Genomic DNA, 22,384 nt, shown 5'->3' with positions numbered 1-22,384 from the left:
CATGACATTCCAGATGTTGTGCTGCCCAAGCCATAACGGAGCGTGAGACATGAAAAGGGCAAAAAACTTATATTCGTATTACATGATACTTCCGGCAATCCTCATCTACTCCATTTTTTTCGTCATTCCGGCCCTTGCGGCCTTCTATTATTCGTTTACGGACTGGCGGCTCGACCGGATCGACCTGAAATTTATCGGCTGGGCCAATTTCGAAAAAATCTTTTCCGACAAAACGCTTATTCTCGCGCTGAAAAACACGGCCATTTTCGCCGTAGTCACGGTTGCCGGCAAAAACATCATCGGTCTTCTGCTTGCGGTAGCGCTGAACATGCGATTGAAAACGAAAAACCTGCTGCGCGCGATTTTCTACTCCCCTTCCATTCTCAGCATTCTTGTGATCAGCATTTTGTTCACGCCGATGCTGCGTACGGAAGGTACGATTAACAACGTACTTGATGCGGTCGGCCTGCATTCGCTTAGCCAAGCCTGGCTGACGAATCCTTCGCTCGTCATCTGGACGATTGCCATCGTGTCCATCTGGCAGAGCGCCGGGTTTCAAATGGCCATCTATCTGGCCGGATTGCAATCCATTTCCCAGGAATACTACGAAGCGGCCAGGATCGACGGAGCAAGCTCCTGGAAAAGCTTCTTTAAAATTACGCTGCCCCTCCTGCTGCCTGCCATCAACATCAACGTGATGCTGACGCTGATTGGCGGACTCAAAGTATTTTCCGAAGTATACGTCATGACCGGCGGTGGCCCGGGCAATGCATCGCAGGTCGTCGGTACGATTATTTTGCGTTCGTTCGGCGAAGGCAACTGGGGACTTGGTACCGCGGTCAATACGCTATTGTTCGTGGCAGTCACCATCATCGCCATTCCGCTTCTGATTTTCATGCGGCGCAAGGAGGTTACCGAATAACATGGGATACACACGCAAACTCGCCATTCGCAATTATATTGTGGAGGGCATACTGATTCTCGCTTCACTGCTTATTCTTTTGCCACTGATCATCCTGATTTCCGGTTCGTTCAAAACGAGTGCCGAAGTGCTCAGCTTCTCGCTCAGTTTCCCGAAAGAGTGGCAGTTCTCGAACTACGTTAAAGTATTTCAAGAAGGCGGATTATCCCGCGCTTTCTTGAACAGCATCTGGATTACGGGGATCTCGTCCATCATTAACATCGTTGCCTCTTCGGCAGCATCGTTCATTTTGGCACGCAGGGAAACGAAGGTTTCCGGCGCGATCTATATGTATTTCTTTATGGGATTGATCGCCCCGATGTCCATCATCACGACGATTCGCGTCGTGCAAGGACTTGGATTTTACGGCAGCATCACCAGCGTCATTCTGATCTATGCCGCGCTGAATACGGCATTCAGCGTGTTCCTGTACAGCGGTTTCATCAAAACGATTCCGAAAGCGCTGGACGAAGTGGCTTTTTTGGAAGGGGCGAGCGTCTTCGGGGTCTTTTTCAAAATCGTCACGCCGCTGATCCTGCCTGTTAACGCCACCGTTGCGATCATGGTGTTCATGTCCGTGTGGAACGATATCACGATACCGGTTTATTTCCTGACGGATAGCTCCACCTGGACGATGCCGCTTTCCATCTACAACTTTTACGGCAAGTACAGCCGGGACTGGAACTTGATTTTCGCCAACCTCGTGCTGACGTCGCTGCCCGTGTTCATTCTTTATTTGTTCGGCCAGAAATATATCGTCAGCGGCCTTACTGCCGGTGCGGTGAAAGGTTAACTCATGTGGTTGGCTATATAAACCGCATTAATCATTCACACAAGGGCACTGCGAGTGCAGTACCATCTTCCGATCGCTGTTATCCCCAGATTGGTTCTGCCTCTCCGTTAACGTGTGTATGTTTTTTGCAGTTTATATATTTCAATTTATATAAACGCAACAAAGAGGTCTGTGCCTTTCGGCATGGACCTCTTTGACATTTCGTATTGCAACATACTCTGTTTCATTTAGCATCGTACTGCACATGGATTGCGTGAATATGTTTTCGCTAAATTATTTAGATTCCTTGCCAGTGCTGCTGTTGTTACTGGTACTGGTACTGGTACTGGTACTGGTACTCGTGCTGGTGTCGGTGGATTGTTCAGTTTGATCCTTACGCTGGCCGCCGCCAAATCCTCGTCCTCCACCTCCCATGCCATCACTCAATTTGGACAAGTCGATGGATGAAGTGTCAATCAGGGAGTTCGAATTCGCTTGCTGCTCCTGAGTCGTGGCAGGGATATCTCCGTCCAGTTGGCCTTGGATGCTTTGCGCACGCAATGTGCCCAGTTTGGACAATTCCGCTACAGCTTCTTCGTATTTGTCATACGTTACGAACGCCGTAGAATCTGCCTTCACGGATTCTGCGATCAGGTCGTTCAAACTTTGCACTTTCTCCTCAAATTTCCCATCTGCGAAGTAGCCGTCCATGATTTGTTGCAAGTATTCATGATACTTCTCCTTATACTCCGGCACCTCTAACAGTTTGCTCAGGATCGGCCGTTCTTCCATGCTGACGCCGGACACCGGCGTGTCGATCGGCTGATTGACGACATCGGACGCGCTGCCCGACTGGAAGCCACCGAACGCCATATTGTAATCCCATGGCAGCATGCTGATTTTACCGTCATTTTCATACAAATAATAGTTATGTCCCATACTGGACGTATAGCTGTCCATATTTACGACGACCGTATGCGCCGCAAAATATTTCAGTACGGCATCCACATCCACGTACTTCTCCAGATCCGTGCCTGTGCTCAAGTTTTTGAGCGCTTCAATAACGCGCTGTTCATCCTCTTCCGTTGTCTTCGTCTTGGCATTGTCGAAGATCGCAGAATAACTGGAGATTTCATCATCGGTGTATTCCAGCGAAACGCCGTTGCCTCCGCCGTTCATGCCGCCTCCGCGGCCACGGTTTCCCCCCATGCCACCTTGCGGCCAACCATTCTCGCCATATCCGCTTTGCTTCCCATACATATCCGGAAATTCAGCACCATCGGGCGGTTCCATACCAGCCGCCCGTGCTTGATCCGTCTGTTGATCGCCGTCAGACGTTGTTTCGTTTGGAGTTGGCGGGTTACCTCCTGGTTGACCCATGCCGCCTCCGCCCATATCATTATCATCATTGTTCGGCTTGTATATTTCGCCTTCATCATTTTTGGCACGAGCCTTATATGATCCATCGATGTCTTCGACTGCCAGATACAGTCCCCAAGTGTTCCCGTTAACGCTAATGTTGGCGAACGAGAACAATGGTGCATCCACGCCGATATAACTCATGATGTCGTAGCTCAAATATTCTTTCATATAGCTGCTGTCCGAAATCATATTGTTAACGACAAGTTTGTCAAGCCCTTCCCACGTTTGATCCTCAACGAATTCGTCGAACTTAATTTTAAAACTGTAACGGTCCGTCGTATCGTCTGACGCCACTTGTCTAAGGCTGGAGTTACCCTTTGGACGGATACCGACATTTTTGATCGTTGTTCCGTTAATCGTGATGTCTGCAGAAATGTACTCTTCATTCGTGGCATTGTCGAGCATTTGCTGCCATGCATCTTCATCTGCGTCGATGGAGATGGACATGATCTTTGTTTTATCGATCTCCTCCGCATATGAAGCTGTTTGCGCAGTTCCGTCAGATGTACTTTGATTATCTGTACTCGCTTCATTGGTTGTGCCAGTTTCGCTTGCAGTTCCTTGGCTGCCCGAACTGCATGCTGCCAACATGGATGAACATAATATCGCCACCCCGACCAACTTGGTCCATTTGTTTACTGTCATGATTCATCCACCTCTTTGCTTTTTAATCTGTTTATTGAAATTCATCTTAAAAAACTTTTCTTAAATGAATCTGAAACAGATGACAGCATAATTGTTCCAAAAGGCCAAAAAAGCCGCCATTGTGGCGACTTCCTGGGTTAATTTTCACGATCCGAGTAATATCAACTGCTAATAATCCAACAAACGACCCTGATCATTCCACTGACCATACATGATGTTTTCTCTCGTGTTCGCAATGAAATTGTCCAATCGGCTAGTGTATATTTTTTGGCTGGCTTTTATAGCTTTGGATCGTGTTGATTATCGCTCCCTTCGAGTTAAATGGATTCACGCCAAGCCTTGATACCAATACAAAGCATAGTCATTCATCGTTGAAGCATGACCCAACTGACGCAGCATTGTGGATATGTTCCCCCTATGGTAAGTCCCATGATTAACAAGGTGCAGCACCATTTCCGATAGACGCGTTTCGCGGATGCCTGCAAACGGATTATCGAGCAAAATGGTTTGTTCCAAATCGTTTTGGCCTTGGAGCCATTGCTTCAATCGTTCCGCCAACTCGGCAAAAGCCTGGGTATATTCTTCGATGGACGGCAAAATCTGAGCGTTTAGCGGCATACCTTCCTGGAGCGCCTCTTGCATGCCCATTCCTGACAATACCTTGTACCACATCGTATCCACCGCATAAATATGGCTGAGGGCATGGGCGATCGTGGGGTACGAGCTGTTCACTTCCTGATGCAGCACCGAGGATGGCAGCTCGCCAATTCTCCCTAAGATCGTTTGGTTCGCCCAAACATGGTAATGATACATTTCCGTTGCATGATTTGTCATTCGTAGCGTCTCCTTTGAATTAGCAATGATTTTGTTTACGTTTCTGAACATGATTATAAAAAAAGAAGTTTGACAACAGCGTGTCAGCCTTCTTCATAAAGTTGGAGCGTATTTTGAAGTTGTTTTTTTAAGATGCCCCGCAATTCATAGGGTTCAAGCACCTCTGCCCTGCTGCCGAATCCGAGCAGAATGAACCAAAGCCACTTCGCTTCCAACGGTTTATACACGGGAATTCGCATCGTCATGCTGCCGTCGGCATGAAATTGCTTGTGCATGTGATGAAATTGATCCAACGCTTCCGCCAAAGCTTCAGGTCCTACGCGAATCACAACATCCTCCAACTCGCCTTGCCATGCTTGGGTCGATCCCCTTGTTTCTTCCGGCTGCTCCTCATGCGGTTGAAAAGTTTCTTGAGTCAGAACCAAGTTCATCAACCTGGATAACCGAAATTCCCGGCAGTCGTCCCGAGTCCGGCAAAATCCGTAAATGTACCAATTTCGATATTTATAATGAAGCCTCATCGGTTCCAATTCGCGAAGCGTACGTTCATTGTTGGCATTGATATAGTCAAAGCGAACGACGCTTCGATTCGTTATGGCTTTACGCAAAAGCTCAAGTGCTTCGGGTGCCGTCCTGCGGGTTTCCAAATCGACCGATACATTCGGCGTCCGATGTTCAGGCCCGATCGTTTGCAACCGTTCGATGGTTCCCTGCGCACGCTCGTCGTCAAACACGGTGGACAGACTTTGGAGCACGGTGATCAAGGTACTCACGTCATACGATCCGAGCAGGCTTTTATCCATTTTGTAGCCCTCCATCATGCCGTACCCGCCCTTGGTTCCCTGGTGCGATACAACCGGGAAACCGGCAGCGCAGATCACGTCAATATCCCGATAGATCGTTCTTTGCGAGACTTGAAACTCTTGGGCTAATGTGGAAGCCGATATCACTTCATGATTGATCAACTTATAAATGATGGAGATCAATCGTTCCAACTTCATAGACATTCCCGCCTCATTCTTTTTTCATATAGTTAGATGTTAGTACATCACGGATGCTTTCCTGCTTTTACGTTATCTTGCCTCAAGCCGGGCCGGCGGGGTACCTTTCCTTCAAAAAGCGGACCGACTGTTGGATTAAAGCTTCCAATATCCCGACGTTAATATCGTCCACCTTGTTAATGTAGACGCATGCTTTTCCTGTCGTATGTTTGCCGAAATCTTTCAAAAGATGTTCCCGCTGCGGGTCTCCTGTCGCAAAATACAAGCTGATTTTTGCTTTTCTTGGGGAGAATCCCACCAGCGGCGCATGGCCTTCATGGCCGGATTCATACTTGTAATGATACGCTCCGAATCCGATGATGGTCGGGCCCCACATCTTGGCTTCATCTCCCGTAGCCTTCGTGAATATATCCAGCAATCGATAGGCATCCTCCCGTTTTTTCGGGTTGTCCACGCTTTCGATGAATTCAACGACACTGCAATCGGTTTGTTTCGTCTTTTGTTTATACATGAATGGTCCCTCGCTTCTCATCATCGATAAGCAGGCGTCCTCCTGCACCATACAACATAGCACAGGAGCAGCCTATACATCTAGGAGAGAATTATTCAAAGATCCAAAGCCCTTTTTATACCAATCAAGCATGCTATACTGACAGAACTTCCCATCAAGAATGGAGGCATTGCCAAAACAAACAAAAAAAGCAGCACAAACCATTTTCAGGTTTGTACCGCTTTTCGGCTTCAAATGCTATAGATCGGGTAGTTATTGGGCCAGATATCCGCCGTCCACTAACACGGTTGTTCCTGTAACAAAATCATTTTCAGCCAGGAATACGACGGCATGAGCAATCTCTTCCGGTCTGCCCAAGCGGCCCAGCGGATGTTTCGCGACCAAACCGTCGTAGAATTCTCCCAGTGCCTCTTTGTTGACCATGCCGCTCTCGACGAATCCGGGAGCTACGGCATTAACGCGGATGTTACGATCCGCATATTCCAGAGCAAGCGATTTGGTGATCTGGTTGACGGCACCTTTACTTGCTGCATAAGGCATGGACGTGGGTTCACCCACGGAACCAAGAATCGAAGACGTGCTGATGACAGAACCTCCACCTGTTTTCAGCATTTCGCGGATGGCATATTTTGAACCGTAGAATACGCCGTCTTGGTTGATGGAAATGACACGTTTGTATTCTTCGTCCGTCAATTCATGCGAAGGTTTCTGCACGCCAACGCCGGCATTGTTAAACATCACGTCCAATTTTCCGAATTGTTTAACTGTTTCTGCCACCAAGTTTTCGACTTGTTTCTCATCGGCTACATTCGTTTTGATAAAAACAACATCTTTATAGGTCTGTTTCAGTTCTTGTTCCACGCTTTTTCCGTGCTCCTCATTGTAATCGGCGATCACGACTTTCGCGCCTTTGTCCAGAAAAGCTTTTACCGTTGCCAAACCTATACCGGAAGCCCCGCCCGTAATAATGGCAACCTTGTCTTTAAGATCCGTCATGTTGATTCCTCCAGTATAAACGATTTTGACGAAAATCAAGCTACTATACACAAAATAAACGCTTGGAATATGTAACCGTTCCGTCTTAGATTTGAAACATTGATCGTATCCCCATAACTTAATTACGAAAGTTACTAATTAAATGAATAGTAACTTAATATCGTAATCCCCCCTCTATTTCGATGACTATTATGCCCCACAACCATTGGTCCATTCGTGATGCCGATCTCCCGTACATTTCCGAAGCTTCTTCAGGTTCGCTCCATGCAGTCATCGTCATTCCCACTATAGCTTTTAGCTATAGCTAGATATAATTTTCTGGAATTACATGGTGCCGGGCATTCTATGATACCTTTTCTGTAACACATTTGTAGAGGGGTTATGAGCAATGACGAAGAGCAGTGTATTGGGATATCCGCGAATCGGCGCGGACCGTGAATGGAAAAAAGCATTGGAAGCCTTTTGGGCGGGAAAACTGGAAGAAACGGAATTTTTGCAGCGGCTGCAAGACATTCGTTTAGACCATTTGCGCAAACAGCAGGCCAAAGGCGTCGATCTCATTCCCGTGAATGATTTCAGTTTCTACGATCACATGTTGGATACGGCCGTCATGTTTGGCATCGTTCCGAAACGCTTTTCTTACGACGGCGGCGCCGTTCCGTTATCCGTTTATTACGGCATTGCCCGCGGTACGAAAGATGCGGCAGCCAGCGAAATGACAAAATGGTTCAACACCAACTATCACTATATCGTTCCCGAGCTGGATGGCGCCGAACCGGCGCTCACCGAGAACAGACCGCTGGTCGCTTACCGCGAAGCCAAAGCACAGCTGGGGATTGAAGGCAAACCCGTGATTGTTGGTCCGCTGACTTTCCTGAAATTGTCCAAAGGGTACGACAAATCCGAAACCGATGCTTGGCTCGATCGCCTCCTTCCACTCTATTCGCAGCTTCTTAAAGAGCTTGCGGACGAAGGCGTTCAGTGGGTTCAAATCGATGAACCGATTCTGGTCACTTCCTTGGATACAGCGGATATCAGCCGGCTCAACAAAATCTACAAGACATTTGCCACAGCGGCACCAGGCCTGAACATCATGCTGCAAACCTACTTTGAATCGGTGGAACATTATGACGACATCGTGGCATTGCCCGTACAAGGCATCGGTCTTGATTTCGTTCATGGACTTTCCGGCAATCTGAAGTCCATCCAAACGTCCGGTTTCCCGGCAGACAAGGTGCTCGGTGCAGGCGTCATCGATGGGCGTGGAATCTGGAAGGCTTCCCTTCAGGACAAGCTGCTGTTGCTGGAGTCTTTGGCCAAAATCGTGCCGTCGGAACGCATCATCGTGCAGTCCTCTTGCAGCCTGCTTCATGTGCCGGTTACTACGGAGCGAGAGACGAAGCTTCCGTCCGAGTTGAACAACGCGCTCGCTTTTGCCGATGAGAAGCTCCATGAAATCGTTCTGTTGACCAAAGCCCTGTCTTCCGGGAAAGCAGAGATCGAAACCGAATTGCATGATGCAGAGCAAGCCCTTCAGGCTCTTCAGCAATCGGCAGAGCGGAATCGGGCTGCCGTTCATCAGGCGGTGGCTGCATTGAGTAAGCAAGAGCCGAAGCGTTCCCTTCCTTTTGCGGAACGTTACGCCTTGCAGCAAGCCAAATGGCAGTTGCCTCTTTTCCCAACGACGACGATCGGCAGCTTCCCTCAATCCGCCGAAGTGCGGAAAGCACGCCAATCGTGGCGCAAACGCGAGCTCAGTGATGAACGATATGCCGACTTTATCCGGAAACAGATCGATGCTTGGATTGAAATTCAGGAAAATATCGGGCTGGATGTACTCGTACACGGGGAGTTCGAACGTACCGACATGGTTGAATTTTTCGGTGAAAAACTGGCCGGCTTTGCGTTTACGCAATTCGGCTGGGTCCAGTCGTATGGTTCCCGTTGCGTAAAACCGCCTGTGATCTATGGTGATGTCGCCTTTATCGGAGAAATGACCGTTGAAGAAACCAAATACGCCCAATCCCGAACCGATCGCCCGGTCAAAGGCATGCTGACCGGACCGATCACCATCATGAACTGGTCGTTCGTGCGCGACGATATCCCGCGTGAGCAGATCGCTTATCAACTGGCTTACGCGCTTAGACAAGAAGTCGAAGCTTTAGAACAGGCAGGCATTGGCATGATTCAGGTCGATGAACCCGCAGTTCGCGAAGGTTTGCCGCTTAAGGAAGCGGAGCAGGCGAATTACCTGGATTGGGCGGTCAAAGCATTCCGAATCACGACGTGTACCGTGCAGGAAACAACGCAAATCCATACGCATATGTGCTATTGCGAATTCCATGACATGATCGACTCGATCGAAGCGATGGATGCCGACGTCATCTCGATCGAAACGTCCCGCAGCCATGGCGAGCTGATTCACAGCTTTGAGCTGAACACATACAAACTGGGCATCGGTCTCGGGGTCTATGATATCCATAGTCCGCGCGTTCCAAACGTCGAGGAAATGAGCACCATGATCGACCGTGCCTTGCGGGTGCTCGATCCGAAGCTGTTCTGGATCAATCCGGATTGCGGCTTAAAAACCCGGGGACAGGAAGAAACGATCGCTTCCCTGCGCAACATGGTCGATGCCACTAAAATTGCCCGTGCCAAGTACGTTTCAACCACTGCTGCAAATTAAGACCATGATGAAGTACACGAACATGTAATAACCGTTTGATTCACATGCGCTGCTTTTATCGCGTATTCCTCAGAAGCTGGTCCCGCCTGCAACAGGCGTGTCCGGCTTTTTTTGTGTGCGTTATGCTAAAAGCAGTCGTTCGCTTTCATTCCTTTTCGGCTAAAACAAGAAGATGTATATCCGTTTTTTTCTCTTTTTCTGCCTGATCACATATATTATGATGAATGGGCTATGTAAATAAACCGCAAAAAACATACACACGTTAACGGAGAGGCAGAACCAGTCTGGAGAAGCGAAGCGGTCGCATTTATCACCGGATTTTCCCCTTAGAAAGGGGATTCAAAAAAATCTGGGGATAACAGCGATCGGAAGATGGTACTGCACTCGCAGTGGCCTTGTGTGATTGATTAACGCGGTTTCTATAGACATTAAAACGAATGAATGACGTCATGTCATCCATCGCATTCAGGCAGTGCATCGGAAGGAGCACAACCGTTTTGAAAGCTTTCATTCAACTTTTCCATTTTGGATATCATCAGGCGATGAGCTGCATTTTCCCGGTCGCCATCTTTGGAACGCTGGCCCTGACCAGCATCATCGAGATTCCTTTCCTGCATCGTTACGATGCGATCCTGCTCATATTGCTCGGCGTGCAGTATGTTATGTACCTCAGCGGACTGGAAACCCTCGACGAAATCAAAGTCATCTGCGTCTTTCACGTCATCGGCCTGGCACTTGAATTGTATAAAGTCTGGATGGGATCTTGGTCGTACCCTGAAGAAGCGTATACCAAACTGTTCGGAGTTCCGCTCTACAGCGGGTTCATGTACGCGAGCGTGGCGAGCTTCATGTGCCAGATCTGGCGCAGGCTGCGGATGGATATGACCGGATGGCCTGGAGGCGCGTCTTCCTTCCTGCTTGGCGGAGCGATATACCTCAACTTTTTCACCCATCATTTCATTCCTGATTTTCGCTGGTGGTTGACGGCGTTGGTGTTTATCGTCTTCTGGAAAACTTGGATCATCTATAGAGTACGTACCAAAACATATCGCATGCCGTTAACGATCGCGTTCCTCATTGTCGGATTTTTCATTTGGGCAGCCGAGAATATCGCTACCTTTTTTAATGGCTGGAAATATCCGGACCAGCACGAAACCTGGCATCTGGTCAGTTTCAGCAAGATCAGCTCCTGGTTTTTGCTGGTCATTATCAGCGTGATCATCGTTGCACAGCTTAAATATGTGAAAGCTGCACGGGCAACCAAGGAACCGCGTTGAATGCAAAACAACTCCCATGCATACATCATGCTGTAGAGTATCCATGTTAGACGATGTAACAACCTTCAAAAGCCCTGCCAATCCATGGATTGGCAGGGCTTTGGTCATTTTCCAGAGGGCTACGAGACGGCTTAAGTTCATTCTGCGGGTTCGTTATTGCGGTTCATTCGCGGAGGATCGCAAATGTTCGTTCAGCGGATTTTGGTCGAGCACGTCGTAATGGCCGTACACATTACAGATGTGCTGTTCCCCCCATGCGCATAACGCATCGAGAATGCTTTGCAGGCTTTGCCCGTATTCGCTCAATTCATACTCCACCTTGGGAGGAATTTCATGGTGCACGATCCGTTTGATAATGCCGTCGGCTTCAAGCTCGCGCAGCTGCTGCGTCAGCATTTTTTGCGTGATGTCTGGCATGAGCCGCTTCAACTCGCTGGTTCTTCTCCGTCCATGGGTCAGATGGCACAGAATGACGCATTTCCATTTCCCCCCGATGACGTCCAGCGTTGCCTCTACCCCGATGTTATATTTTTTGTCCTTCATCTTCATCTCTCCATTGCGTAAGGTAGGCACCAAAAAGTACCTATCGTACTTTCAGGTTCCTATAGTACAAAAAAGTACGTACTTCCAACCTTTGAATTCATCCTCCATAATAGCATTTGTCGCCGAGAAGTGCCACGCTTTACGGATTAACAAATCAAGCTGGCATCTACTTTGCATCATAACCTATACAGGAGGGAACATTCATGTCTACGGACAACAAACGCAGCCTGCTTGCGCTGTTGGCTTTGGCCATTAGCGCCTTTGCCATCGGCACCACCGAGTTCATCAGCGTCGGGCTGCTGCCCCTGATCGCGGAGGACATGCATATTTCCGTCACAACGGCAGGGCTGACCGTTTCACTATATGCGCTGGGCGTCACGTTCGGAGCGCCCGTACTGACGTCCGTCACTTCGAAAATACCACGCAAAACGTTGCTGCTGTGGATTATGGTCGTATTCATCATCGGCAACGCGCTGGCGGCGTCGGCAACCAGCATCGGCATGCTGCTGGCCGCACGGGTCGTGTCCGCGTTCTCCCACGGCGTGTTTATGTCGATCGGGTCGACGATCGCCGCGGACGTCGTGCCTGAGCACCGACGGGCGAGCGCCATTTCGATCATGTTTACCGGCCTTACCGTGGCTACGGTAACCGGAGTGCCGATCGGTACCTTTATCGGGCAGCAATTTGGATGGCGCGTCGCATTCATCATTATCGTCGCCATCGGTGCAGCAGCATTTGTCGCAAACGCCCTGCTCGTTCCGTCCGATCTGCGCAAAGGCGCGAAGGCTTCTTTCCGGGATCAGTACAAGCTGATCACGAACGGACGCTTGTTGTTGATGTTCATGATTACCGCTTTGGGATACGGCGGCACCTTCGTGGTGTACACGTACCTGTCGCCAATGCTTCAAACCATTACGGGATTTGGAGAAAGCACCGTTGCCATCATTCTTCTCGTCTACGGCGTTGCGATCGCCATCGGCAACATGGCTGGCGGCAAACTGGCTAACCGGAATACGCTGCGCGCATTATTTTTCATGTTCATCATTCAGGCCATCGTCCTGTTTGCCATGTACTTCACAGCACCGTATAAGGTTGCCGGTCTCATAACTTTAATTCTCATGGGCTTGTTCGCTTTCATGAACGTTCCCGGCTTGCAGTCGCATGTCGTCGTGCTTGCAGAGCGTTATGTTCCATCAGCGGTGGATGTCGCGTCCGCGATCAACATCGCGGCATTTAATGCAGGCATCGCCATCGGCTCGTATCTCGGCGGCGTGATCACCGATTCGATCGGCTTGATCCACACCGCCTGGATCGGAGCGCTGATGGTCGCAGGCGCGGTTATTCTTACAGGCTGGAGCCGGCTGCTTGAAAAACGCGACGCCCGAGCCGATAAACCGCAACAAACACAATACCAACAAAACCATTCATTGGAGGCACAATCATGATAAAAAATTTGCAAGATACAGTCACGCTGCATAATGGAGTCAACATGCCAGGCCTGGGCCTCGGCGTATTCAAGGTGGAAGAAGGACAGGAACTCGTTCATGCGGTTCAATATGCGATTGGGCAAGGTTATCGGAGCATCGATACCGCTGCTATTTATGGCAATGAATCAGGAGTCGGCGAAGGCATCCGCCAAGGTATGAAAAATGCCGGAATAAGCCGTGACGAATTGTTCATCACTTCGAAAGTATGGAATGCCGATCTTGGATATGAGTCCACTCTTGCCGCATATGAGGCAAGTCTGCAAAAATTGGGATTGGATTACCTGGATCTGTACCTCATTCATTGGCCGGTTGCCGGAAAATATAAAGAGGCCTGGAGAGCATTGGAGACGCTCTATGCATCCGGCAAAGTGAAAGCGATCGGTGTCAGCAACTTCCAGGTTCATCATCTGCAGGATTTGATGAAGGACGCCAAAGTTGTGCCCATGGTCAATCAGGTGGAATACCATCCTCGTCTCACCCAGCAGGAAGTCGGCGACTTCTGCCGCGAGCACGGCATTCAATTGGAGGCGTGGTCACCGTTGATGCAAGGACAATTGCTTGACCATCCGCTGCTCCGGGAAATCGCGGACAAACACAACAAGGAAGTGGCCCAAGTCATCATCCGTTGGGATCTGCAAAATGGCGTGGTGACGATTCCGAAATCCACCAAAGAGCAGCGGATCGTTTCCAATGCCGATGTGTTCGACTTTGAACTGTCCGCCGATGAAATGAAGCAAATTACGGCGATGAACGAAAATCTGCGCGTCGGACCCGACCCGGACAATTTCGATTTTTAAGCCTTGTCATTGCACCGATAAACATTGGTGATTTCAAAAAACCGGCCTTCCCCACATTAGGAGAAGGCCGGTTTTCGTTTTTGATGGGATTTGCAATTTGAAACTAAGTCTACTCTTTGGCAATTGCCTGCAGCAGGGATGGCTTCTATTTCCTTAAATCCGTTGTACTTGGCGTGGGTGAGCGGCGATACGCCGCCTCGGTCCGGAATGTTTACGTCCGCTCTCTTACTCAAATGTCGTCGTTACCGAAACAGCGACTGCCCATTCACCGACAGGTGCCACGGTGTACGTTGTGCCAGTTACCAGCTTGCCGTCGCCAGACAGGTCAAATACGCCTGTCGCGCCTTTGCGGCTCGAATATTTGTATGTCGCCGTCAATACGTCTCCTTCCGGCGATGTCAGCGTGACGCTGCGGCCGGAGAACAGTTCATCGCCAGGATCTTGGGCCAGCGTGACTTCCACGGACGTTTCACTCAAGGCCTGCGCGCTTTCAATCTGGAGCGGTTCGAACGTTGACGCCACGAACGAAGGATTGGCAATGTTTGCCCAATCGGAAGTCACCGTATATTTCACGCCAGGTTGCAGCACCTGCCCTTCCGGCATGCGGAATTTCGGCTTTTGTTTGCCATCCGTCGATTGGGTGAACGGAACGTATTTCGCAACAATCGGCTCGCCGCCTTCCGGTGTGATCACCACTTCTCTTGCTTGCATGGAAGAGATGATCTGATACGTTTTTCCTGCTGCTTCTTCGCTGTCGTCCAGCACGAATGCGTTTGCGCCACGTCCGCCGCTGTATGCGGAAATGACGTACCCGTAGTCGACGACGCCATTCGCTTGCAGAGCTTCAAGCTCAAATGTATCGTTCGTGATCTGGGTTGCTGTCGTCATATTCAGTTTGGTGCCGCTGCCCGTGAATGTGCCTGCAGCTTTCCCTTTGTATGTAAGACGATAGAATTCGCCCTCGTTCTGAACGGACGTCGGAACGATATAGGTTGCGATCGACCCTGTTTTCAAACGAGGCATGTTGGTTAATTTCAACCCTCCGCTGATCGCCAAATCCGTTTGTGCTTTGGCAAAAACTTCATCCGCTGCTGTCAATGGTCTGTCGAACGTAACGATCAGCGTAATGGCGTTCAGCGATCGAACGCTGGTCACCTGTGCTTCTTCGGAAGGAATGGCCAAACGGGCCGTTTGCAGCAAGACCGCCGTTTCTCCCCGCGTTACTGGGCTGCTCTCCACGTAAAATGCGTTCATCCAGTGCTGAACGGATTTGATGTCCCGCTGCAGCACCGAGGAAACGGCTTCAGCGAGCTCCGCATCCGTTATGGTGGCTTGCGGATTGAACTGACCGTTGTCGGCTTTCATGATGCCGAGTTCAACAAGCTTCGATGCGTATGGCGCATACCATGCATTGGCATTGACGTCGGACAATTGCACGCCTTCACCCGACTTGTTTTCCAGTCCAAACCCTTTATATAACAATGTGGCGAGTTCGGCGCGGTTGATTTCCCGCTGCTCTCCCATCGAGCCGTCTGCATATCCGTTCATGATGCCGAGATCGTTCAATTCCTTAATGGCGGCTTCAATCTGTGAGGCCAACTGCAATCCTGTCGCCGAGACGTTCACGGTGCTTGGAGCTGCGTATGCCTGATGATAAGAGGTCGGAAGTGCTGTCGTTCCTAATGCGGCTATGGTTAACAATGCGGCGAATTTTTTGGCTGTGAGTTTCATGCTGAATTTCCTCCTCTAATGGGTTGTTATTGCCTGTATTCCTATCATAGAGGATAGAAAGAAACTCCCAAGGGCAAAAAGATTAACAAAAAATAAACTTTGGCGAATTTTTATCGAAACTCAGACCGTAAACCGGTACCCTGCTCCCCATACCGTTTCGATATACTCCGGATTCGACGGATCAGCCTCAAGCTTTCCGCGAAGCTTGCGAATGTGCACAGTCACCGTGGCGATATCCCCACTGGAATCCATGCCCCAAATACGTTCGAACAATTCGGTTTTTCCAAATACCCTGTTAGGATGGCTGGCCAGGAAGACTAACAGATCGAACTCCTTCGTAGTGATCGCGATTTCTTCGCCATTCGCAAACACGCGGCGGGATGCCTTGTCGATGTGCAGTCCGCGAACATGAATTTCATCCTGCTCCGCGGGTTTGCTTTTGCCGAGCAGCCGCTCGTATCTCATCAAATGGGCTTTGGCTCTGGCAACCAATTCGCTTGGACTGAACGGTTTCGTGATAAAATCGTCGACGCCCAGATTGAACGTCCGGATTTTGTCGATCTCTTCCTTTTTGGCGGACACGACGAGAATAGGCACTTCCTTCACCTCGCGAATGCGCCTGCACAACTCGAAACCATCCAATCCCGGCAGCATCAGGTCAACAACGATCAGGTTATAGTCTTCCTCCAGCCCCAGCTTCAGCCCTTCGTTTCCGGTATGGCAAAGATCGACAGCGAATCCGTGAAGCTCAAAATAATCCCGCTCCAATTGCGCAATCGTCGTTTCGTCCTCAATGATCAATATGTTGGCTTTCTCCATGCCGTACCTCCTCTTCCGTCAGCCGTTTCAATTGGATGAAAATCGTCGTCCCTGCCCCCTTCTCGCTCTCTGCCCAGATCAAGCCGCCATGGCCGTCGATGATTTGACGGGCGATGGCAAGCCCTAGTCCGCTCCCTCCCGTTGCGGAATTGCGGGATGGCTCCGCACGGTAGAAACGCTCGAAAATATGGGGCAAGGCCTCTTCCGGTATGCCTTTTCCGTTATCCATGAACGCCATCGTGATCCATTCGCTGTCCGCATCCAGCGTAATGCCGAATCGCCTCTGTCCGTCGGTTTCCATATATTTAAGCGCATTGTCCACGATGTTGACCACCGTACGCTGCAGCTTGTCCAAATCCACTGATGCCATGACTGGCCCGGCCGCATGGTTGAACCAACCGAAGACGACGCCTTTGCCTTCCATGTCGTATCTTAATTCCTCGATGCTGTCTTCCAAAAAATCGACGATGTCCACCGTTTTGAACAGAAACGGTTCTTGATTCAAGTCGAGCTTGGAGTACAAGAAGAGCTCATCGACCAGCTTGTCCATGCTAACGGCTTTGGCGTGAATGATGTTGACGTAGCTTTCCATTTTCTCAGGGGTGTTGGCCACGCCGTCGCGAATGCCTTCGATGTATCCTTTAATGTTGGTGATCGGCGTACGCAAATCATGCGAAATGTTGGAAATGAGCTCCTTTCGGTTCTGTTCGTCCAGTTTCCGGAGCTCGTTCGAACGCTGCAATTGGTTGCGCATGCTCTCGAAAGCTTCGCTCAATTGTCCGACCTCGTCATTGGAATTGCGCTTGAGTTGGAACGCGAGGTTGCCCTCCTTGATTCGCTCTGCAGAGTCTTTCAGTTGATTCAACGGCTTAATGAAACTTCGAGTGATCCAGCGGTAAAGCAGCAGGTTCGTAACGATCAGCACGCCGATCAGCAAAAGCGACATAACCGGAAGCAGTTTACTCGTAAGTTCGGCAACCGGGCTTCTCTCCCGAATGACGAACACGCTCCCCCGCTCACCGTCCGAAAATGTGAAATCGAATTTGGCGTAAGCATAGAATCGTTCGCTGATGTTAAACGTGCTGCGGATTTGGTTGTTGTTCAGATCATAGGGAGGCAGCGCCCTCCCCAGTTCCGGTTGATTGAACGTCAGCGATTCGAAAATCTGATGACTCTCGCGCCTGACGAACAGCCCTGATTTCTCGACTCGCAGCTTCATGTCGTACTCGCGCAGCAAAACGACGTCCTGAAGGTCGTCCGGGCTGTTTTTGGCTGTATATTTCAATTCCTGGAAGATGGCTTCTCCTTGATCGGTTAGCGGGTTGACTTGGTAATGTACTTTATAAATATCGCGGAAGCTTTGCAGATCCCCCGTCGCTGCAATGGTATAGAGACTTGCCGTAAACAAGACAAACAACAGGCTTATGACCACCATCCCCGTAAAGGACAACAGCATTTTGATTCGAATCGACATGGGTTCACCTTCTTCATGTTGCTATGAATGCGTTAGTGCACATGTTAACACAAGTTTGATCCGGTTGCCCATATGCGGCATGCCGATGCAACAATACCGGTTTTAACGCTCGCGGGATGACCTGTCCGATATCGAATCGATCAGCAGCATGGCCGCTTTGCTCAAATAATGGCGTTTCAGCCAGACTACGGCCGAACCGGATACCGCCTTTGCATCATCGATGCGATACGTTCGCAGGCGATGATCCATATATCTCGCCAGTGACGTCTTGGGCAATATGGACGCCCCGAATCCGGAGGAAACGAGTTCCAGCAGCATGCCGATGTCGGAGCATTCTCCGATAATGTCCGGCGTTAGCCCTTTGGAGCGGAATTGCTCCAGCAACAGATTGTATAGTCCGAGACCTTCCGTACTGGGGAGCAGCAGCGGATAGCCCGCGATCGTTTCGTAGGATACGGCCTGAGCAAGGTTTGCTACGGATGCCGGTCCGTTCTCCCCGACAACGAATTGAAGAGGCTCTTCCCCGAGCAGCGTGTAGTCCAGTCCTTCCATATCGACGGGCATGCGGACGATCGCCATGTCGAGCATCTTTTCCCGGATCAACCGGATGAGCGTATTCGTTTCGTTCTGCTGGATCTTGAACGTCACTTTGGGATATTGCTCTCGAAAACGGCTTAGTGCACCCGGCAGCCCCGGATCGGACAACGTATTGACTCCAATGGACAATTTCCCCCGAATATCCGTGCCGGATTCGCGCACCTCTTCTTTGGCTTCCTCCATCAGGCGGGTAATCGTCAATGCATGCTCGTACAACGTTTTCCCGGAAGCCGTCATCTCCAAATGACGCCCGTTCCGGTGAAACAGCCGTACGCCCAGCTCGCTTTCCATCAGCTTCAGCTGTTGACTGAGCGGGGGCTGGGACATATGAAGCCTGCGCGCTGCCGAAGTCACCTGCTTTTCCTCGGCAAGGGCGATGAAATAACGCAACTGTTTGATATCCATGAGTTCCTCCATACTCGGTAAATGCGTACATGAATGGTTGACGGCGTGATCAAACATACTTTTTTCATATACTTTCGCTACAAATTTAATATTTTTCATATAGATAAATCCCATGATAACATAAAAACGTTACCTATTCATGGAGGGATAATGTGAGTTATTTAACCCAAGGCCTCTTGGCTGCGATAGTTATCATTCTGGCAGGTTGTACGGTTAACACGAAAGGAGATCAAGTTATGCAAAAAGAATGGTTCGCAGCTGCCGAACAGGGCAACACCGCAAAGATCCTCGCCCTGCTTCAGGCCGGCGCCGACATTAACGCTACCGACGAACGCGGACGGACCGCAGCATTAGCTGCCACCCATGGCAACCATCCGGACACGCTAAAAGCGCTGATCGATGCGGGGGCCGACATCAACCAGCGCGATCATCGCTTCGATAACCCGCTGCTGTACGCAGGTGCCGAAGGCTTGCTGGATATCGTCAAACTGACCGTGGAGGCGGGAGCAGACACGACGCTTACGAACCGGTTCGGCGGGACCGCACTCATTCCGGCCGCCGACCGCGGACATGTGGACATCGTGCAGTACTTGCTTGAGCACTCCGACGTCAACATCGATCATATCAACAATCTGGGTTGGACTGCTCTGCTGGAAGCCGTTATTTTGGGTCATGGCGGCACCAAACACACCCGGATCGTGCAGCTGTTGACCGAGCACGGGGCCGATGTAAACCTGCCCGACAACGAAGGAGTAACGCCGTTGGCACATGCGGAAAAACGCGGATATATCGAAATGATCGCGATTCTGAAAGCGGCGGGCGGCCGCTAATACGCTTAATCAAATATGTTTATAGAAGCCGTATTGATTAGTCGGTTTGTATAGTACAGAAAGATGGGAATGAATTATGGAATTTGCACAGTCTAAACATGCCATCAGCACCCTTCTAGCAGGCGTGCAGTGGCTTTTCTTTTTGTTTACCAACACGGTGCTTGTGCCGCTGTCGATCGGCCATGCGCTTGGGCTGAACGCTCCGGATCTTGCTGCTTCGATGCAGCGTTCGTTTATTTTGACCGGCATATTATGCATCGTGCAAGCTCTCTGGGGACATCGTTTGGCACTTATGGATGGACCTGCCGGGGTTTGGTGGGGGCTTGTTTTGGGCATCATCGCTTCCGCCCCGACCATGGGCATGGATGCGGCCACCGTTGCGGCGAATTTGACAGGCGGGTTTATTTTGTCCAGCGTCCTGGCGATGGCATTGACGTTATTCGGCTTCTTGAAGCTGCTGCAGCGTATATTTACACCCATCGTTATGGGTGTTTATCTGCTCCTGCTGACCTTCCAACTGGCGAATACGTTTTTTAAAGGCCTGATCGGCTTCAACGAAGAGGGCAAATGGGATTTGAAGCTTGCGGGACTGTCGCTTTTTGTCATGGTGGTTGTATCGCTGATCCACATGAAAGGAAAGGGCAAAATCGGCCAATTTTCGCTGCTTGGCGGCTTGGTTATCGGTTGGATCGCTTATGCAGCATTGTTCGGCCAGCATGACGGGACGGCATCAGCGAACACGGGCAGCATCGCTATATGGAACTGGATGCCTTGGGGCAAGCCTTCCTTCGAACCGGGAATTTTGCTCGTCGGCCTCGTCGCCGGCCTCGTTAACATGACCAACACCTTAACGAGTCTCACGGCGGCGGGCAAACTGTATCAGCAAAACATTGAAAACAAGCGATTTGTGCGCTCGTTATTGTTCACCAAATCGTTTTCGGTGATCGGTGCATGCTTTGGCTTGATACCGTTCGGCACGTTTGCCTCCTCCATCGGCTTTCTGGAAAATACGAAAGTGCTGCGCCGCGCCGCATTTGTGCTGGGGGCAGCCTTACTCGTGCTGGTGGGGATCGTTCCGGCCCTTAGCCACTGGCTAGCCACACTTCCGATGTCGGTGGGCAGCGCGGTGCTGTTCATTGCGTATCTGCAAATGTTCGGTACGGCAATCCGCTCATTCACGCTGACTTCGTTCAACGACAAAACGATCTATCGCGTGGCCCTTCCGGTATTGACCGGGATCGGCATCATGAACATTCCTGCCTCCGCATTCGCGGATTTTCCGCCGCTGTGGTCGCCGATTTTTTCGAACGGGCTCATCGTCGGAGTCATTGTAGCCATTGTGATGGAGGTTGCCATACGATGGGAAACCTTCGAATCCAAACCGGCAAAACAGGCCAACCAGTAAATACTGGCTGGCCTGATCAAACGAAAAGCCGCCAATGGCGGCTTTTTGATGTGTAATCATATGGACGGATGCATGGAAATTACTCGAAACGAAAGGTCCAGAATGCTTCCCGGCCGTACCTCCCGCGAATTTCTTCATCGTCCAGCTCACGGTTTCCGAAAAGCTCTGCTGCCTGGAATTGCGAACGGTGCGCACGAATCGAATTCACCTTGTTGGCCAGAAAATCACTGACGTCCACCAACACGTCCGGTTTTCCGATCGCCTCTTCATGATTGCGGGAAAACGCCACGCAGTATACGAGCGGTCTCTCTTCTGCCGGCAACCGTTGGATCGTACGAATGACGGCGGCACCGGTCGCATCATGATCGGGGTGTACGCTGTACCCTGGATAGAAGGTAATGACAAGTGCGGGATTCAGTTCCTTGACCAGTTCCATGATCTGACCGTCGAGCAGGTCTTTGTCTTCGAATTCGATCATTTTGTCATGGAAGCCGAGCATTCTCAAATCCTGAATGCCAATCGCCTCGACAGACTCCCTCAGTTCCTCTTTGCGAATGATCGGCAGAGTGACCCGGTTGGCGAACGGCGGAATGCCCATGTTGCGACCCATCTCGCCAAGCGTAAGGCAAGCATAAGTTACCTGCGCACCTCCGGCTATGTACTTGGCCAACGTTCCCGATGCAGCGAATGCTTCATCGTCAGGATGGGGAAACACGACAAGAATGCGTTGATTTTCATATGTTTTATTGTTCATGTTTGCTTGATCCTCCGCTTTCTTCAAAAGGGTTCCCGGCTCAACTGCAGGGCGACAACCAATTTGCCTTGGCTATCGTGCCCGGCCAGGATCAATCGCTCCTGCTCGTTTTCGTCGACGTGAGTAAGTCCTTCGGCATAGATCCAGCCTTGCGTTGTCTTCAAACCGACACGGTAAGGGTTTGTACCGGAGATGGAACCTTGCGTATATCGAATAACCGCATTGGTAATGAATGCCGAAGCCGGGTGTTTCGAGCTGTCATAATGATTGGCATATGCACCTGACGTCAGTTCCAGGTGTACGTACAGATCCTGATCGGCCAGCCGATCGATCCGGGATTGGATATCTTGGGGTTGTATCAGCTGCATGTGGGCCTCCTTATTTGCTAAAACGTAAGTACTGTTCCATTTTAACATATGTTCGCAAGAATAGACATG

Annotated in this window: 20 protein-coding genes and 1 pseudogene; 8 read left to right on the top strand and 13 right to left on the bottom strand. The window is 50.3% G+C overall.

Annotation, left to right across the window (positions count from 1 at the left end):
• Nucleotides 1–49: 49 nt before the first annotated feature.
• Together MKY59_RS14030 and MKY59_RS14025 are read left to right on the top strand one after the other, a co-directional pair.
• Nucleotides 50–922, top strand: a complete 873-nt coding sequence (locus tag MKY59_RS14030) for a sugar ABC transporter permease (RefSeq protein ID WP_236413846.1) — start codon at nucleotides 50–52, stop codon at nucleotides 920–922.
• A gap of 1 nt (nucleotide 923) precedes the next feature.
• Complete coding sequence (locus MKY59_RS14025; protein ID WP_339278077.1) at nucleotides 924–1,754, top strand: carbohydrate ABC transporter permease; 831 nt, start codon at nucleotides 924–926, stop codon at nucleotides 1,752–1,754.
• A 273-nt stretch (nucleotides 1,755–2,027) separates the two neighbouring features.
• Here MKY59_RS14025 and MKY59_RS14020 read toward each other — a convergent pair whose 3' ends face one another.
• From MKY59_RS14020 to MKY59_RS13995, 6 genes and pseudogenes are all read right to left on the bottom strand, one after another.
• On the bottom strand, nucleotides 2,028–3,800 hold the full coding sequence (locus tag MKY59_RS14020; protein ID WP_339278076.1) for a CotH kinase family protein: 1,773 nt from the start codon (nucleotides 3,798–3,800) through the stop codon (nucleotides 2,028–2,030).
• A 168-nt stretch (nucleotides 3,801–3,968) separates the two neighbouring features.
• A pseudogene (locus MKY59_RS14015) lies at nucleotides 3,969–4,101 on the bottom strand (thymidylate synthase); the annotation flags it as partial.
• A gap of 26 nt (nucleotides 4,102–4,127) precedes the next feature.
• Complete coding sequence (locus MKY59_RS14010) at nucleotides 4,128–4,634, bottom strand: DinB family protein (RefSeq protein ID WP_339278075.1); 507 nt, start codon at nucleotides 4,632–4,634, stop codon at nucleotides 4,128–4,130.
• An 83-nt stretch (nucleotides 4,635–4,717) separates the two neighbouring features.
• A complete protein-coding gene (locus MKY59_RS14005) occupies nucleotides 4,718–5,635 on the bottom strand; it encodes a YafY family protein (RefSeq protein WP_339278390.1) in 918 nt (305 codons plus the stop codon).
• 82 nt (nucleotides 5,636–5,717) lie between these two features.
• Nucleotides 5,718–6,146, bottom strand: coding sequence for a DUF1801 domain-containing protein (locus MKY59_RS14000; RefSeq protein WP_236414338.1), 429 nt, complete (start codon nucleotides 6,144–6,146; stop codon nucleotides 5,718–5,720).
• A gap of 252 nt (nucleotides 6,147–6,398) precedes the next feature.
• Nucleotides 6,399–7,142 carry an SDR family NAD(P)-dependent oxidoreductase gene (locus MKY59_RS13995; RefSeq protein ID WP_339278074.1) on the bottom strand — a complete coding sequence of 248 codons (744 nt, stop codon included), beginning with the start codon at nucleotides 7,140–7,142 and terminating at the stop codon, nucleotides 6,399–6,401.
• A gap of 388 nt (nucleotides 7,143–7,530) precedes the next feature.
• On the opposite strand from MKY59_RS13995, the gene metE reads away from it, so the two are divergent.
• Nucleotides 7,531–9,828, top strand: coding sequence for a 5-methyltetrahydropteroyltriglutamate--homocysteine S-methyltransferase (metE, locus tag MKY59_RS13990; protein WP_339278073.1), 2,298 nt, complete (start codon nucleotides 7,531–7,533; stop codon nucleotides 9,826–9,828).
• A 497-nt stretch (nucleotides 9,829–10,325) separates the two neighbouring features.
• Nucleotides 10,326–11,105, top strand: a complete 780-nt coding sequence (locus MKY59_RS13985; protein ID WP_339278072.1) for a DUF817 domain-containing protein — start codon at nucleotides 10,326–10,328, stop codon at nucleotides 11,103–11,105.
• Nucleotides 11,106–11,258: 153 nt separating this feature from the next.
• Here the strand turns inward: MKY59_RS13985 and MKY59_RS13980 are convergent, their stop codons facing one another.
• On the bottom strand, nucleotides 11,259–11,648 hold the full coding sequence (locus MKY59_RS13980) for a helix-turn-helix domain-containing protein (RefSeq protein ID WP_236413836.1): 390 nt from the start codon (nucleotides 11,646–11,648) through the stop codon (nucleotides 11,259–11,261).
• Between the two features lie 203 nt (nucleotides 11,649–11,851).
• Here MKY59_RS13980 and MKY59_RS13975 point away from each other — a divergent pair, with 203 nt between their 5' ends.
• Complete coding sequence (locus MKY59_RS13975) at nucleotides 11,852–13,093, top strand: MFS transporter (protein WP_339278071.1); 1,242 nt, start codon at nucleotides 11,852–11,854, stop codon at nucleotides 13,091–13,093.
• Nucleotides 13,090–13,932, top strand: a complete 843-nt coding sequence (locus MKY59_RS13970) for an aldo/keto reductase (RefSeq protein WP_339278070.1) — start codon at nucleotides 13,090–13,092, stop codon at nucleotides 13,930–13,932. Before MKY59_RS13975 ends, MKY59_RS13970 begins: the two co-directional genes overlap by 4 nt.
• A 225-nt stretch (nucleotides 13,933–14,157) precedes the next feature.
• Here the strand turns inward: MKY59_RS13970 and MKY59_RS13965 are convergent, their stop codons facing one another.
• The 4 genes from MKY59_RS13965 to MKY59_RS13950 form a co-directional block, all read right to left on the bottom strand.
• A complete protein-coding gene (locus MKY59_RS13965; protein WP_339278069.1) occupies nucleotides 14,158–15,663 on the bottom strand; it encodes an S-layer homology domain-containing protein in 1,506 nt (501 codons plus the stop codon).
• 120 nt (nucleotides 15,664–15,783) lie between these two features.
• Nucleotides 15,784–16,482, bottom strand: coding sequence for a response regulator transcription factor (locus MKY59_RS13960; RefSeq protein ID WP_339278068.1), 699 nt, complete (start codon nucleotides 16,480–16,482; stop codon nucleotides 15,784–15,786).
• Entirely contained in the window at nucleotides 16,454–17,956 is a 1,503-nt protein-coding gene (locus MKY59_RS13955; protein ID WP_339278067.1) for a HAMP domain-containing sensor histidine kinase, read from the bottom strand. Before MKY59_RS13955 ends, MKY59_RS13960 begins: the two co-directional genes overlap by 29 nt.
• 102 nt (nucleotides 17,957–18,058) lie before the next feature.
• Entirely contained in the window at nucleotides 18,059–18,958 is a 900-nt protein-coding gene (locus MKY59_RS13950) for a LysR family transcriptional regulator (protein ID WP_339278066.1), read from the bottom strand.
• 236 nt (nucleotides 18,959–19,194) lie between these two features.
• On the opposite strand from MKY59_RS13950, the gene MKY59_RS13945 reads away from it, so the two are divergent.
• Complete coding sequence (locus tag MKY59_RS13945; protein WP_339278065.1) at nucleotides 19,195–19,788, top strand: ankyrin repeat domain-containing protein; 594 nt, start codon at nucleotides 19,195–19,197, stop codon at nucleotides 19,786–19,788.
• 76 nt (nucleotides 19,789–19,864) lie between these two features.
• On the top strand, nucleotides 19,865–21,193 hold the full coding sequence (locus tag MKY59_RS13940; protein ID WP_339278064.1) for a uracil/xanthine transporter: 1,329 nt from the start codon (nucleotides 19,865–19,867) through the stop codon (nucleotides 21,191–21,193).
• A gap of 79 nt (nucleotides 21,194–21,272) precedes the next feature.
• On the opposite strand, the gene bshB2 is transcribed toward MKY59_RS13940, so the two are convergent.
• Entirely contained in the window at nucleotides 21,273–21,947 is a 675-nt protein-coding gene (gene bshB2 / locus MKY59_RS13935) for a bacillithiol biosynthesis deacetylase BshB2 (protein WP_339278063.1), read from the bottom strand.
• Nucleotides 21,948–21,970: 23 nt separating this feature from the next.
• Nucleotides 21,971–22,315 carry a YojF family protein gene (locus tag MKY59_RS13930; protein WP_236413826.1) on the bottom strand — a complete coding sequence of 115 codons (345 nt, stop codon included), beginning with the start codon at nucleotides 22,313–22,315 and terminating at the stop codon, nucleotides 21,971–21,973.
• Between the last annotated feature and the right edge of the window lie 69 nt (nucleotides 22,316–22,384).

This window comes from Paenibacillus sp. FSL W8-0426, assembly GCF_037969725.1.
Classification (GTDB): domain Bacteria; phylum Bacillota; class Bacilli; order Paenibacillales; family Paenibacillaceae; genus Paenibacillus; species Paenibacillus hubeiensis.
Note: the sequence above shows the minus strand (reverse complement) of the source record. Positions and strands in the feature narration are given on the sequence as shown.

Bases quoted from the DNA above. Each gene is read 5' to 3' on its own strand.
- MKY59_RS13940 (WP_339278064.1), top strand. From the start codon at position 19,865: ATGGAATTTGCACAGTCTAAACATGCCATCAGCACCCTTCTAGCAGGC.
- MKY59_RS14010 (WP_339278075.1), bottom strand. From the start codon at position 4,634: ATGACAAATCATGCAACGGAAATGTATCATTACCATGTTTGGGCGAAC.
- MKY59_RS13980 (WP_236413836.1), bottom strand. From the start codon at position 11,648: ATGAAGGACAAAAAATATAACATCGGGGTAGAGGCAACGCTGGACGTC.
- MKY59_RS14025 (WP_339278077.1), top strand. From the start codon at position 924: ATGGGATACACACGCAAACTCGCCATTCGCAATTATATTGTGGAGGGC.
- MKY59_RS14030 (WP_236413846.1), top strand. From the start codon at position 50: ATGAAAAGGGCAAAAAACTTATATTCGTATTACATGATACTTCCGGCA.
- MKY59_RS13995 (WP_339278074.1), bottom strand. From the start codon at position 7,142: ATGACGGATCTTAAAGACAAGGTTGCCATTATTACGGGCGGGGCTTCC.
- MKY59_RS13945 (WP_339278065.1), top strand. From the start codon at position 19,195: ATGCAAAAAGAATGGTTCGCAGCTGCCGAACAGGGCAACACCGCAAAG.
- metE (WP_339278073.1), top strand. From the start codon at position 7,531: ATGACGAAGAGCAGTGTATTGGGATATCCGCGAATCGGCGCGGACCGT.
- MKY59_RS14005 (WP_339278390.1), bottom strand. From the start codon at position 5,635: ATGAAGTTGGAACGATTGATCTCCATCATTTATAAGTTGATCAATCAT.
- MKY59_RS13975 (WP_339278071.1), top strand. From the start codon at position 11,852: ATGTCTACGGACAACAAACGCAGCCTGCTTGCGCTGTTGGCTTTGGCC.
- MKY59_RS14000 (WP_236414338.1), bottom strand. From the start codon at position 6,146: ATGTATAAACAAAAGACGAAACAAACCGATTGCAGTGTCGTTGAATTC.
- MKY59_RS13930 (WP_236413826.1), bottom strand. From the start codon at position 22,315: ATGCAGCTGATACAACCCCAAGATATCCAATCCCGGATCGATCGGCTG.
- bshB2 (WP_339278063.1), bottom strand. From the start codon at position 21,947: ATGAACAATAAAACATATGAAAATCAACGCATTCTTGTCGTGTTTCCC.
- MKY59_RS14020 (WP_339278076.1), bottom strand. From the start codon at position 3,800: ATGACAGTAAACAAATGGACCAAGTTGGTCGGGGTGGCGATATTATGT.
- MKY59_RS13950 (WP_339278066.1), bottom strand. From the start codon at position 18,958: ATGGATATCAAACAGTTGCGTTATTTCATCGCCCTTGCCGAGGAAAAG.
- MKY59_RS13955 (WP_339278067.1), bottom strand. From the start codon at position 17,956: ATGTCGATTCGAATCAAAATGCTGTTGTCCTTTACGGGGATGGTGGTC.
- MKY59_RS13965 (WP_339278069.1), bottom strand. From the start codon at position 15,663: ATGAAACTCACAGCCAAAAAATTCGCCGCATTGTTAACCATAGCCGCA.
- MKY59_RS13960 (WP_339278068.1), bottom strand. From the start codon at position 16,482: ATGGAGAAAGCCAACATATTGATCATTGAGGACGAAACGACGATTGCG.
- MKY59_RS13970 (WP_339278070.1), top strand. From the start codon at position 13,090: ATGATAAAAAATTTGCAAGATACAGTCACGCTGCATAATGGAGTCAAC.